Annotated in this window: 13 protein-coding genes; 11 read left to right on the top strand and 2 right to left on the bottom strand. The window is 54.7% G+C overall.

Annotated features, from left to right (window positions below; all coding sequences use genetic code 11):
* Positions 1 to 137 precede the first annotated feature (137 nt).
* From OOJ59_RS00820 to OOJ59_RS00835, 4 genes are all read left to right on the top strand, one after another.
* On the top strand, positions 138 to 299 hold the full coding sequence (locus tag OOJ59_RS00820; RefSeq protein WP_185655533.1) for a hypothetical protein: 162 nt from the start codon (positions 138 to 140) through the stop codon (positions 297 to 299).
* A gap of 442 nt (positions 300 to 741) precedes the next feature.
* The gene (locus OOJ59_RS00825) at positions 742 to 987 is read left to right on the top strand and encodes a YmjA family protein (protein ID WP_069323914.1); all 246 of its coding nucleotides are present in this window, start codon (positions 742 to 744) and stop codon (positions 985 to 987) included.
* Positions 988 to 1,073: 86 nt separating this feature from the next.
* Positions 1,074 to 1,550: a cold-shock protein gene (locus OOJ59_RS00830; protein ID WP_038638021.1), complete on the top strand. Its 477-nt coding sequence runs from the start codon at positions 1,074 to 1,076 to the stop codon at positions 1,548 to 1,550.
* A 382-nt stretch (positions 1,551 to 1,932) separates the two neighbouring features.
* Positions 1,933 to 2,649, top strand: a complete 717-nt coding sequence (locus OOJ59_RS00835; protein WP_038638023.1) for a YebC/PmpR family DNA-binding transcriptional regulator — start codon at positions 1,933 to 1,935, stop codon at positions 2,647 to 2,649.
* 114 nt (positions 2,650 to 2,763) lie between these two features.
* Here the strand turns inward: OOJ59_RS00835 and OOJ59_RS00840 are convergent, their stop codons facing one another.
* Both OOJ59_RS00840 and OOJ59_RS00845 read right to left on the bottom strand, forming a co-directional pair.
* Positions 2,764 to 3,621 (bottom strand): alpha/beta hydrolase family protein, encoded by an 858-nt coding sequence (locus OOJ59_RS00840; RefSeq protein ID WP_069323915.1) that lies wholly within the window; start codon positions 3,619 to 3,621, stop codon positions 2,764 to 2,766.
* Between the two features lie 168 nt (positions 3,622 to 3,789).
* Positions 3,790 to 4,602, bottom strand: a complete 813-nt coding sequence (locus OOJ59_RS00845; RefSeq protein WP_159121184.1) for a DNA-binding transcriptional regulator — start codon at positions 4,600 to 4,602, stop codon at positions 3,790 to 3,792.
* A gap of 190 nt (positions 4,603 to 4,792) precedes the next feature.
* Between OOJ59_RS00845 and OOJ59_RS00850 the strand changes: the two genes are divergently transcribed.
* From OOJ59_RS00850 to mhpT, 7 genes are all read left to right on the top strand, one after another.
* Entirely contained in the window at positions 4,793 to 6,457 is a 1,665-nt protein-coding gene (locus OOJ59_RS00850) for a bifunctional 3-(3-hydroxy-phenyl)propionate/3-hydroxycinnamic acid hydroxylase (RefSeq protein ID WP_160955600.1), read from the top strand.
* Position 6,458: 1 nt separating this feature from the next.
* Entirely contained in the window at positions 6,459 to 7,403 is a 945-nt protein-coding gene (gene mhpB / locus OOJ59_RS00855; RefSeq protein ID WP_038638031.1) for a 2,3-dihydroxyphenylpropionate/2,3-dihydroxicinnamic acid 1,2-dioxygenase, read from the top strand.
* A 28-nt stretch (positions 7,404 to 7,431) separates the two neighbouring features.
* On the top strand, positions 7,432 to 8,298 hold the full coding sequence (gene mhpC / locus OOJ59_RS00860) for a 2-hydroxy-6-oxonona-2,4-dienedioate hydrolase (RefSeq protein ID WP_160955599.1): 867 nt from the start codon (positions 7,432 to 7,434) through the stop codon (positions 8,296 to 8,298).
* A gap of 9 nt (positions 8,299 to 8,307) precedes the next feature.
* On the top strand, positions 8,308 to 9,117 hold the full coding sequence (mhpD, locus tag OOJ59_RS00865) for a 2-keto-4-pentenoate hydratase (RefSeq protein WP_160955598.1): 810 nt from the start codon (positions 8,308 to 8,310) through the stop codon (positions 9,115 to 9,117).
* Positions 9,114 to 10,064: an acetaldehyde dehydrogenase gene (gene mhpF / locus OOJ59_RS00870; RefSeq protein WP_038638040.1), complete on the top strand. Its 951-nt coding sequence runs from the start codon at positions 9,114 to 9,116 to the stop codon at positions 10,062 to 10,064. Before mhpD ends, mhpF begins: the two co-directional genes overlap by 4 nt.
* Positions 10,061 to 11,074, top strand: a complete 1,014-nt coding sequence (gene mhpE, locus OOJ59_RS00875) for a 4-hydroxy-2-oxovalerate aldolase (protein ID WP_160955597.1) — start codon at positions 10,061 to 10,063, stop codon at positions 11,072 to 11,074. The genes mhpF and mhpE overlap by 4 nt, the downstream gene beginning before the upstream one ends.
* Positions 11,075 to 11,142: 68 nt before the next feature.
* Positions 11,143 to 12,354, top strand: coding sequence for a 3-(3-hydroxy-phenyl)propionate transporter MhpT (gene mhpT / locus OOJ59_RS00880; RefSeq protein ID WP_160955596.1), 1,212 nt, complete (start codon positions 11,143 to 11,145; stop codon positions 12,352 to 12,354).
* Positions 12,355 to 12,417 lie beyond the last annotated feature (63 nt).

Here is a 12,417-nt window from a genome sequence, read left to right on the forward strand (position 1 = left end):
GGTCATAGTGTGTTGGGAGCTATTCTTTAACAGATTTGGGGGAAATGGTGTAACTGGCTGAAAGGGCGCGTCAGGGCAAAAAGTTAGTGGGCTGGAAGTATAGCAGAGAAAACTGGTTTTAAGTCACTGAAAATAAAGTGGAAAATGTTATTGTTACGGGGTGCGCACCGGAAAGAGTTGTTGTTGAGAATAACTCACTCAGCGGTGATAAGGCCCGAGAAGCGGCGAAACGGGCTGCTGAATCCCTGAAAAATCAGGTCAGGGAAAAGCTGGGTGAAGGCGGAACTGTCCTGCGCTGATTACGTTCGCAGGTGAATACTTGCCGTACCTGTCAGCCTACTGTGCCGAGGGAAAGCGGTTTTTTGCGTAGTAACTCGTGGTTTTACGGGGCATCTGGTGAAACACCTGAATATGCCTGGGCAACGGCGGGTTCTGGCATAAAATTTGTGTCAGCGATAATCAGCTTCTTGTAAGTTGTCATGTATTAAGCGGAATAAAGGTGTTTGTGCCCCTTTGCTACTACACTATTTAACCTATGGCTATCACACCGTACTTAATAAAACTGTCGTCATTTAAAAATGGCATATTTATTAAATGCGAAGCGGCTCCAGAAAATAGTGTTGATATATGTAATGTGTAACAGCCAATAAAACAGATCGCGAACTATGAAATAAGAATGCTATCATTCACATCAGACGCGGCAGACAACTGCTGGCACACGCATTCACCCCGGAGCACCTCATGAATAACGACATTCCGCTAAAATATTATGATATCGCCGACGAGTACGCGACCGAAGCCGCAAAGCCGGTAAACGATGCCGAACGCGATGCGCTGGCGCACTACTTCCAGCAACTGATCACCCGTTTAATGAACAACGAAGAGATTAGCGAAGAAGCGCAGCAGGAGATGGCAACCGTGGCCGGTGTCGACGCGCAGCGTATCGACGATATCGCGGAGTTCCTCAATCGCTGGGGTAACGAGTAGCCAAAGACGTGGTCTGTGTTTTACACTGCGCGCAAATTCAGTAGATATACTCTGCGAGTATTAGATTTAATCAGGTGGAAACAGCAATGAACGGAACAATCACAACGTGGTTTAAAGATAAAGGCTTTGGATTTATCAAAGATGAAAATGGCGATAACCGCTATTTTCATGTGATTAAGGTTGCTAATCCTGAGCTAATCAAGAAAGACGCGGCGGTAACCTTTGAACCGACCACCAACAACAAAGGTCTGTCTGCCTATGCGGTGAAAGTCATACCAGACAGCAAATACATCTATATCGCGGGCGAGCGTCTGAAGCTCACGGCGATCAAGTCGTACCTGGTATACAGTGAAGAAGTTCCTGTCGAAACCCGTATTGATAAAGAAAACGCGGTGCTGTCTGTCGGCGTACTGATGAACAGCATCCGGCCGAAATCAGAGGTGAAGCCAGGCGAAATGCGTAAGCTGAAAAAACTGGCTATCACCACTTTCCAGGGCACGACGCTGATCTTCTCCGAAGATGAAATCGACATCGATGCGACAGTAAAATTGCTTAAGGTCTGAAGCTCTTCAGACTGATAAGTGCCGCAACTCTGTTATTCATTGCCCCATGCGGATAGTGTTGCTCTGAGCGCTGAGGATGCAAGAAACCGCTCGCCCAGAGCAGAACACTTTATGTAATTGCTGAAGCCGCCGCTGGCTTCGCGTCCTTATTATTACTGTGGTCCAATTAGTTAGGATAAAAACAAAAGAACCAGCAGGGAGTCTGGTAATAACCTATTCATAATGTTAATTATTAATTAAATAAAAGTAGCAGCTCATGAAGTTTTGATATTTTCATTTCTCATAGACGAGAATTTACACATCATGATATAATATGGTGGAGAAAACTCGCGGTTTATTAATCTGCGCGTAATGTAAATAAATTTTCGGGGAGTGTATTCCAGTGGGACGTAAATGGGCCAATATTGTTGGTAAAAAAACGGCTAAAGACGGTGCAACGTCTAAAGTATATTCAAAATTCGGTGTGGAAATCTATGCTGCCGCTAAACAAGGTGATCCAGACCCAGAATTAAACACAGCTTTAAAATTCGTTATTGAACGTGCGAAACAAGCCCAGGTTCCCAAGCACGTTATTGATAAAGCTATTGATAAAGCCAAAGGTGGCAGCGACGAAACGTTCATGCAAGGGCGTTATGAAGGTTTTGGCCCAAGCGGTTCCATGATTATCGCTGAAACCCTGACATCAAACGTTAACCGCACGATTGCTAATATTCGCTCAATCTTCAATAAAAAAGGCGGGAATATCGGGGCGGCAGGTTCTGTCAGCTACATGTTTGACAATACTGGTGTAATCGTATTTAAAGGCACTGACCCTGACCATGTTTTTGAAATTTTGCTTGAAGCTGAAGTTGATGTTCGTGATGTCACCGAAGACGAAGGAAATATCATTATTTATACTGAGTCTACCGACCTTCACAAAGGCATTGCAGCGTTAAAAGCAGCGGGAATTACAGAGTTTTCAACAACAGAATTAGAAATGATTGCTCAATCAGAAATTGAACTGTCGCCAGAAGATTTAGAAATCTTTGCAGGGCTTGTTGATGCTCTTGAAGATGACGACGATGTTCAAAAAGTATATCATAACGTTGCAAATCTCTAATTCTAAATTAAAGAAATCTGTCATTGTGGCAGATTTTTTTAACGATTAGATTTGTTATAAAAAGTATATCTGGCCTGACAGTACGGCAGAAAATAAAATTAAATATCTGCTGGCTCAATTCTGGCTCTGTCTCGCCAGCCACTGACCGACGATAGGCCATAATTTATCCGCACTCCGCGTTCGAAAAAAGCCCATGTGTCCAACTGAAGAAAGACCATAATCTGCGTGCCGAATTTCGCGATGTTCGATTTTTGCGTTTTGCACTGGCTCCATCAGGGATGCAATGGCTTCAGGGTTAGCCCACGGGTCGTCATCAAAACCCATCACCAGTAAAGGCAAGGTTATCTCACTTGCCCGTTGGCGTGCATCCCAGTCGGGATCGTCGTAGAAATAACCCGGCATTGCGCTCCAGCGTCCCCACTGAAGCATCACTGGAGCTGGCAAATCTTCGCCCAGCCCAAGGCGCCTGGCAGGCATATACCCGAAGATACGGCAAAGAACCGGGGCCAGAACACGCAGCAGGCACCAGACCCGCACTTTCTCTGCCGTTTGTTTTATTGTGCTCGTTACCCCGGCATGGGAGGCCACAATGACGGCCGCGTGCAGGGCGGAAGTGGCCGTGGAAAGCAGAACCGCATGCCCGCCGACACTGTGTCCTACCGCCAGCAGGTTAAGTCCGGGAAAACGCGTTTTAGCCCAGGCAGTAATGCAGCCCACGTCCTGCTCGATCCAGTCTGACATTGAGATGCTGTAGCTACGGAGCTTCCCGGATTTCGAGCGGCCCGTTCCCCGATAATCGTAAGTGACGACACTGAATCCCTGGTTAAAAAGGTACTCTGCGAACCCCTTATAAAACGCCTGTACAACCGCCGTGGCTGGATGAAGAATAACGATCGCTTTGGCATCGCTTCTTTCCCAAATCGTGGCGGACAGAAATCCGCCTTCATTTACGGGTATTATTATTGAATTCATTCATTGAGCCTTATCTGTGTGGTCATACCAGTTGGTTCTGAATTCAATGTAGCTTTAACTAGCGAATCTGGCGATTTTTTTGTTCTGTATCCCGGTCTCGTTAAAGGAGACCGGGAATGCGGAAGGTTATTTAAGCTTTGGATAATCCGCCAACAAATGTGATCTACTTCACCTCCCGGTAACCAAAATCTCTTGTGACTCCACGCCGTCCTCTATCTGTTTCGCCACTTTTTGTAAGGCCGGAAGATGCTTTTCCGCTGCCTGCTCGATGGTCATGGCGCTGGCCATATACACCAGGTTCAGGCAACCAATAACCCGCTGTTCGCTGCGGATGGGAACGGCGATGGAGGCGATTTTTTCTTCCTGATCCCACCCGCGATAGTTCTGTCCAAAGCCGTCTTTACGTGCGCGGGCCAGAATAGCGTCGAGCTTCAGCGGTTCGCGGGCTAACTGGAACTCTTCTCCTGGTCTTGAGGCCAGCATTTCAATCAGTTGCTGACGTTCATTCTCCGGGCAAAATGCCAGCCAGGTCAGGCCGGATGCGGTTTTTAATAGCGGTAAACGACGTCCGACCATTGCCCGGTGAAACGACAGGCGGCTGAAGCGGTGGGTGGTTTCACGCACTACCATCGCGTCAACGTCCAGCGTGGACACGTCGGTCGGCCAGATGACTTCGCGCAGCAAATCCCCCAACAGCGGGGCGGCGAGCGCAGAAATCCACTGCTCGTCACGAAATCCCTCACTGAGCTGACGGACTTTTATGGTTAAGCGAAAGCTATCATCGGACAGGCTGCGCCGGACGTAACCCTCATCCTGCAACGTTTCCAGCAGACGTCTGACCGTGGTGCGGTGCAGGCCGCTCAGCTCTGCCAGCAGGCCAACGCTGGCCCCGCCGTCAAGCCGATTTAACATATTTAATAACATTAACCCGCGCGTTAACCCGCGCACGGTTTTGTATTCGGTACCGTCGTCACTTTTCATATTCATTGACAAATATATAGGTAAAACAACGTTGTGCACTTAGTGCACATCCAGGCATGTTTTGATTGTAGCGCAAAAACTCACTTCTATACTGACCGCACAATAAAAATTATTCACATATTTTTAACAAAACAAATTGCGCCTCACCAGGGCCTGCAATTGCGTTTTGTCCGAGTAGTGAGGTTCTGAAATGACAACTATAAATCCTGATATCCAACCCGCAGTGCAGCACACCGCGCAGGTAGCGATTGCTGGAGCCGGCCCGGTAGGGCTGATGATGGCGAACTATCTTGGCCAGATGGGCATTGAGGTGCTGGTGGTAGAGAAGCTCGACACGCTGATCGACTATCCCCGCGCCATCGGTATTGACGATGAAGCGCTGCGCACCATGCAGTCCGTTGGTCTGGTCGAGAACGTTTTGCCACATACCACGCCGTGGCACGCGATGCGCTTTCTTACCCCGAAAGGCCGCTGCTTTGCCGATATCCAGCCGATGACCGACGAATTTGGCTGGTCGCGCCGCAATGCGTTCATTCAGCCGCAGGTGGATGCGGTGATGCTGGAAGGGCTGTCGCGTTTCCCCAACGTGCGTTGCCTGTTTTCTCGCGAACTGGAAGCCTTCAGCCAGCAAAATGGTGAAGTGACGCTGAACCTGAAAGCGCCGGACGGCCAGCGGGAAACGGTGAAGGCCCAGTGGCTGGTGGCCTGCGACGGTGGCGCCAGCAACGTCAGGCGCTCGCTGAATGTGCCATTTGAAGGTAAAACCGCGCCGAATCAGTGGATTGTAGTGGATATCGCCAACGATCCGCTGAGTACGCCGCATGTGTACCTGTGCTGCGATCCGGTGCGCCCGTATGTTTCTGCCGCGCTGCCGCATGCGGTGCGCCGCTTTGAATTTATGGTGATGCCGGGGGAAACCGAAGCCCAGCTTAGCGAGCCGCAGAATATGCGCCAACTCTTGAGCAAAGTGCTGCCGAACCCGGATAACGTCGAGCTGATCCGCCAGCGCGTGTACACCCATAACGCCCGGCTGGCCGAACGCTTTCGTATTGACCGTGTGCTGCTGGCGGGCGACGCGGCGCACATTATGCCGGTCTGGCAGGGGCAGGGGTACAACAGCGGTATGCGCGATGCCTTCAATCTGGCGTGGAAACTGGCGCTGGTGATTAATGGCAAAGCCGGTGATGCGCTGCTGGATACCTACCAGCAGGAGCGCCGCGATCATGCCAAAGCGATGATCGATTTGTCGGTTACCGCAGGCAACGTGCTGGCGCCGCCAAAACGCTGGCACGGCGCGGTGCGCGACGGAGTTTCCTGGCTGTTGAACTACATTCCGCCGGTCAAACGTTACTTCCTTGAAATGCGATTTAAGCCGATGCCGCAGTACCACATCGGGGCGTTGGTGCGTGAAGGTGACGCGAAAACCTCGCCAGTCGGCAAGATGTTTATCCAGCCGAAGGTCACGCTGGAAACCGGCGAAGTGACGTTGCTCGATAACGTCATTGGCCCGAATTTCGCGGTGATTGGCTGGGGCTGTAATCCGCTATGGGGCATGAGTGAAGCGCAGATCCAGCAGTGGCAGGCGCTGGGGACGCGGTTTATCCAGGTGGTGCCGGATACGCAGATACATATCGATCAGGATAACCATGACGGCGTTACCCGCATTGGCGATACGCAAAACCGTCTGCGCGCGTGGTTTGCCCAACACAATGCCGCGCTGGTGGTGATGCGCCCGGACCGCTTTGTCGCTGCCATCGCTATTCCGCAAACCCTGGGCAACACCCTGAATAAACTGGCGTCGGTGATGACGCTCACCCGCGTAAATACCGATCTTCCTGTTGAAAAGGTAGCCTGATATGCACGCTTATCTTCACTGTCTTTCCCACTCGCCGCTGGTGGGCTATGTCGACCCGGCGCAGGCCGTGCTCGATGAAGTTAACGGCGTGATCGCCAGCGCCCGCGCACGTATTGCGGCGTTCGATCCTGAGCTGGTGGTGCTGTTTGCCCCCGATCACTACAACGGTTTTTTCTACGATGTGATGCCGCCGTTCTGTTTAGGCGTAGGGGCCACCGCAATCGGCGATTTCGGCAGTGCCGCCGGGGAACTGCCGGTGCCCACCGATCTCGCTGAGGCCTGCGCCCATGCGGTGATGAAAAGCGGTATCGATCTTGCCGTGTCCTACAACATGCAGGTCGATCACGGCTTTGCGCAGCCGCTGGAGTTTTTGCTCGGCGGTCTGGATAAGGTCCCGGTGTTACCGGTGTTTATTAACGGCGTCGCCACGCCGCTGCCGGGCTTTCAGCGTACCCGCATGCTCGGTGAAGCCATTGGTCGTTTCGCCAGTTCGCTGAATAAACGCGTGTTGTTTTTAGGTTCCGGCGGCCTGTCGCATCAGCCACCGGTGCCGGAGCTGGCAAAGGCCGATGCCCATATGCGCGACCGCCTGCTCGGCAGCGGCAAACAGTTACCCGAAAACGAGCGTGAATTGCGCCAGCAGCGAGTGATCAGTGCCGCCGAGAAATTTGTGCAAGACCAGCACACGTTGCACCCGCTTAACCCCGTCTGGGATAACCGCTTTATGACCCTGCTTGAGCAGGGGCGTTTGCAGGAGCTGGACGCGGTCAGCAATGAAGAGCTATCCGCGATGGCGGGCAAATCAACGCACGAAGTGAAAACCTGGGTTGCCGCCTTCGCCGCCATTTCTGCCTTTGGCAACTGGCGCAGCGAAGGTCGTTATTATCGCCCGATCCCGGAGTGGATCGCCGGATTCGGCTCCCTGAGCGCCACCACACAGAACTGAAACAGAACTGAATATGCAGGAGAAGATCATGACTTACCAACCGCAAACCGAAGCCGCCACCAGCCGTTTTCTGGAGGTGCAGGAAGCAGGCGAAACCTTACGCGTGCATTTCAATGACTGTGGGCAGGGCGAAGAGACCGTGGTGCTACTGCACGGCTCAGGTCCTGGCGCGACGGGCTGGGCGAACTTCAGCCGCAACATCGATCCGCTGGTTGAGGCCGGATACCGGGTGATCCTGCTGGATTGTCCTGGCTGGGGGAAAAGCGATGGGATCGTTAACCGCGGGTCACGATCCGATCTCAACGCTCGCATTCTGAAAAGCGTGGTCGATCAACTGGATATTCAGAAAATCCACTTGCTGGGCAACTCAATGGGTGGCCACAGTGCAGTGGCGTTTACTTTGAGCTGGCCGGAGCACGTGGGCAAGCTGGTGCTGATGGGCGGTGGAACGGGCGGCATGAGCCTGTTTACCCCGATGCCGACCGAAGGCATCAAGCGTCTGAATCAGCTATATCGTGAGCCGACCATCGAAAATCTGAAGCTGATGATGGAGATTTTTGTCTTCGACACCAGTGACCTGACTGAAGCGCTGTTTGAGGCGCGCCTGAATAACATGCTGTCGCGCCGCGATCACCTGGACAACTTTGTCCAGAGTCTGGAAGCCAACCCGAAACAGTTCCCTGACTTCAGCCCGCGTCTGGGTGAAATCAAGGCCCAGACCCTGATTGTCTGGGGCCGCAACGACCGGTTCGTGCCGATGGACGCCGGTCTGCGCCTGCTCTCCGGGATTGCCGGTTCTGAACTGCACATCTACCGCGACTGCGGGCACTGGGCGCAGTGGGAACATGCGGATGCCTTTAACCAACTGGTGCTGAACTTCCTCGCACGCCCTTAAGGAACGGACATGACGAATCTTAATCTTGAGCAGTTAGCCGCCGATTTACGCCTGGCAGAGGAAAAAGGAGAAGCTATCGCCCCGCTGCGTGAACTGATTGGCATGGACAATGCCGAAGCGGCCTATGCCATTCAGCGCATCAACGTGCAGGACAACGTGGCGCGCGGGCGGCGCGTGGTTGGGCGCAAAGTGGGGCTGACGCACCCGAAAGTGCAACAGCAATTGGGGGTCGATCAGCCGGATTTCGGCACGCTGTTTGCCGACATGTGCTACGGCGATAACGACACCATTCCGTTTTCACGTGTACTGCAACCGCGTATTGAAGCGGAAATTGCGCTGGTGCTGAACCGCGATCTACCCAATGCCGACACCACTTTTGATGAGCTATATAACGCCATAGAGTGGGTGCTGCCCGCGCTCGAAGTGGTCGGCAGTCGTATCCGCGACTGGTCAATAAAGTTTGTTGATACCGTGGCGGATAATGCCTCCTGCGGCGTGTATGTGGTCGGCGGGCCGGCGCAGCGTCCGGCCGGGTTAGATCTGAAAAATTGCGCAATGAAAATGACGCGCAATAACGAAGAGGTCTCCAGTGGGCGCGGCAGCGAATGTCTGGGACATCCGATCAACGCCGCCGTCTGGCTGGCGCGCAAAATGGCCAGCCTCGGCGAGCCTCTGCGTGCGGGGGACATCATTCTCACCGGGGCGTTAGGCCCGATGGTATCAGTGAATGCGGGCGATCGTTTTGAAGCCCATATCGACGGTATTGGTTCAGTTGCCGCCACTTTTTCAACGGCGGTTACAAAAGGAAGTCAGTCATGAGTAAGCGTAAAGTCGCCATTATCGGCTCCGGCAACATCGGCACCGATTTGATGATTAAAATTCTGCGCCACGGCGTGCACCTGGAGATGGCGGTGATGGTCGGTATTGACCCGCAATCCGATGGTCTGGCACGCGCCAGACGTATGGGCGTTGCCACCACCCATGAAGGGGTGACAGGGCTTATCGCCATGCCGGAATTTGCCGATATCGACATCGTGTTTGATGCCACCAGCGCGGGCGCACATGTGAAGAACGACGCCGCGCTGCGCGCCATTAAACCGGGGATCCGCCTGATCGACCTGACGCCCGCGGCGATCGGTCCATACTGCGTGCCGGTGGTGAATCTGGAGGCTAACGTTGATCAGCAGAACGTCAATATGGTGACTTGCGGCGGGCAGGCGACCATCCCAATGGTGGCGGCTGTCTCTCGCGTGGCAAAAGTCCATTACGCCGAAATTATTGCCTCTATCGCCAGTAAATCTGCGGGACCGGGCACTCGCGCCAATATTGATGAGTTCACCGAAACCACCTCAAAGGCGATTGAAGTGGTCGGCGGCGCCGAAAAAGGTAAAGCCATCATTGTGCTCAACCCGGCCGAACCGCCGCTGATGATGCGTGACACGGTGTATGTGCTAAGCGAAGCGGCCTCCGAGATTGAAGTTGAAGCGTCTATCAACGAGATGGCGGCGGCGGTACAGGCCTATGTGCCGGGTTATCGCCTGAAACAGCGCGTACAGTTTGAAGTTATCCCGCAGGATAAACCGGTGAATCTGCCGGGTATCGGCCAGTTTTCCGGGCTCAAAACCGCGGTATATCTGGAAGTGGAAGGCGCGGCGCACTATTTACCTGCCTATGCGGGCAACCTCGACATAATGACCTCCAGCGCGCTGGCGACCGCTGAGAAGATGGCGCAGTCACTCACCCGTCAGTCAGGAGAAGCAGCATGAACGGTAAAAAACTCTATATCTCTGACGTGACCCTGCGTGACGGTATGCACGCCATTCGTCACCAGTATTCGCTGGAAAACGTGCGCCAGATTGCGAAAGCGCTGGACGATGCGCGGGTCGATTCTATTGAAGTGGCGCATGGCGACGGTTTACAAGGTTCCAGCTTTAACTACGGCTTTGGCGCGCACAGCGATCTCGAGTGGATTGAAGCGGCTGCAGACGTGGTGCAGCACGCTAAGATCGCCACGCTGTTACTGCCGGGGATCGGTACTATTCACGACCTGAAAAATGCGTATCAGGCCGGGGCGCGGGTGGTTCGCGTGGCGACCCACTGCACCGAAGCGGACGTGTCGGCCCAGCATATTCAGTATGCGCGCGAGCTGGGTATGGATACCGTCGGCTTTCTGATGATGAGCCACATGACCACGCCGGAAAATCTGGCGCAGCAGGCGAAGCTGATGGAAAGCTACGGCGCGACTTGTATCTACGTGGTCGATTCCGGCGGGGCGATGAACATGAGTGATATTCGCGCCCGCTTCCGCGCCTTGAAAGCGGTACTGAAGCCGGAGACGGAAACCGGAATGCATGCGCACCACAACCTCAGTCTCGGTGTGGCGAACTCGATTGCTGCGGTGGAAGAGGGCTGCGATCGTATCGACGCCAGCCTGGCGGGGATGGGCGCAGGCGCGGGCAATGCGCCGCTGGAAGTGTTTATCGCTGCAGCGGATAAGCTCGGCTGGCAGCATGGCACCGATCTGTATGCGCTGATGGATGCTGCCGACGATCTGGTGCGTCCGCTGCAGGACCGCCCGGTGCGGGTGGATCGCGAAACGCTGGCGCTGGGCTATGCCGGGGTGTACTCCAGCTTCCTGCGTCATTGTGAAGTGGCGGCGGCGCGTTATGGCCTGAGCGCGGTTGATATTCTGGTTGAACTGGGCAAGCGCCGAATGGTGGGTGGCCAGGAAGATATGATCGTCGACGTGGCGCTGGATCTGCGCCACAGCAAATAAAAATGATTACGCGGCTGGCAACGTATCAGCCGCGATTCTCCTGCATCGTGACCTCAGAGGTACATCTTATGACTACCCGTACCCCCGCATCCTGGCGCCTGACGTTGACCGTCGGGCTGTGTTTTTTAGTCGCCCTGATGGAAGGACTGGATCTCCAGGCCGCCGGGATCGCTGCCGTCGGTATCGCTCAGGCGTTTGCGCTGGATAAAATGCAGATGGGCTGGATCTTCAGCGCCGGTATTCTCGGGCTGCTGCCCGGCGCGTTGGTGGGCGGTATGCTGGCCGATCGCTATGGCCGCAAGCGCATTCTCATTGCCTCCGTGGCGCTGTTCGGCCTGTTCTCGCTGGTGACGGCGATTTCCTGGGATTTCTCGTCGCTGGTATTTGCCCGTCTGATGACCGGCGTCGGGCTGGGCGCGGCATTGCCGAATCTGATCGCGCTGACCTCCGAAGCGGCGGGGCCACGTTTTCGCGGCACGGCGGTGAGCCTGATGTACTGCGGCGTGCCGATTGGCGCGGCGTTAGCGGCGGCGCTTGGGTTTAGCGGTCTCGCCTCCGCCTGGCAAACGGTGTTCTGGGTTGGTGGGGTGATCCCGCTGCTGCTGGTTCCGCTGTTGATGCGCTGGCTGCCGGAATCGCAGGTTTATACCCAACAAACGCAGGTAGCTGCCGCGCCGTTGCGCGCCCTGTTTGCGCCAGCAGCAGCGAGCGCTACGCTGCTGCTGTGGCTGTGCTATTTCTTCACCCTGCTGGTGGTGTATATGCTGATCAACTGGCTGCCGATGCTGCTGGTGGAGCAGGGATTTCAACCCTCGCAGGCGGCAGGCGTGATGTTTGCTCTGCAAATCGGTGCAGCCAGCGGGACGTTAATTCTCGGGGCGTTGATGGACAAACTGCGTCCGGTGGTGATGTCGCTGCTGATCTACACCGGGATGTTGGCTTCGCTGCTGGCGCTGGGGACGGTGTCGACATTCAGCGGCATGCTGATGGCGGGATTTGTGGCGGGGATGTTTGCCACTGGTGGGCAAAGCGTGTTGTATGCGCTGGCGCCGTTATTTTACAACACGCAGATTCGCGCCACAGGTGTGGGCACCGCCGTCGCTGTCGGACGTTTGGGCGCGATGAGCGGCCCGCTGCTGGCCGGGAAAATGTTAGCGCTGGGCACTGGAACGGTGGGCGTGATGGCGGCGTCTGCGCCGGGGATTTTGCTGGCGGGCCTGGCGGTATTTATCCTGATGAGCCGTAAATCGCAGATGTCGATGCCGGCTAACGGTGCTTAAGCGACCGTCTGGTGCAGAGTTGACGCATCGCCATAATTGCGGGTGAGCGCGGAGCCTTGCGGG

It is taken from the genome of Citrobacter sp. W9 (assembly GCF_026719375.1).
GTDB classification, from domain to species: Bacteria; Pseudomonadota; Gammaproteobacteria; order Enterobacterales; family Enterobacteriaceae; genus Citrobacter; species Citrobacter werkmanii.

Coding starts and splice junctions, on each gene's coding strand:
- OOJ59_RS00825 (WP_069323914.1), top strand. CDS start 742: ATGAATAACGACATTCCGCTAAAATATTATGATATCGCCGACGAGTAC.
- OOJ59_RS00830 (WP_038638021.1), top strand. CDS start 1,074: ATGAACGGAACAATCACAACGTGGTTTAAAGATAAAGGCTTTGGATTT.
- OOJ59_RS00840 (WP_069323915.1), bottom strand. CDS start 3,621: ATGAATTCAATAATAATACCCGTAAATGAAGGCGGATTTCTGTCCGCC.
- OOJ59_RS00845 (WP_159121184.1), bottom strand. CDS start 4,602: ATGAAAAGTGACGACGGTACCGAATACAAAACCGTGCGCGGGTTAACG.
- OOJ59_RS00850 (WP_160955600.1), top strand. CDS start 4,793: ATGACAACTATAAATCCTGATATCCAACCCGCAGTGCAGCACACCGCG.
- mhpB (WP_038638031.1), top strand. CDS start 6,459: ATGCACGCTTATCTTCACTGTCTTTCCCACTCGCCGCTGGTGGGCTAT.
- mhpC (WP_160955599.1), top strand. CDS start 7,432: ATGACTTACCAACCGCAAACCGAAGCCGCCACCAGCCGTTTTCTGGAG.
- mhpD (WP_160955598.1), top strand. CDS start 8,308: ATGACGAATCTTAATCTTGAGCAGTTAGCCGCCGATTTACGCCTGGCA.
- mhpF (WP_038638040.1), top strand. CDS start 9,114: ATGAGTAAGCGTAAAGTCGCCATTATCGGCTCCGGCAACATCGGCACC.
- mhpE (WP_160955597.1), top strand. CDS start 10,061: ATGAACGGTAAAAAACTCTATATCTCTGACGTGACCCTGCGTGACGGT.
- mhpT (WP_160955596.1), top strand. CDS start 11,143: ATGACTACCCGTACCCCCGCATCCTGGCGCCTGACGTTGACCGTCGGG.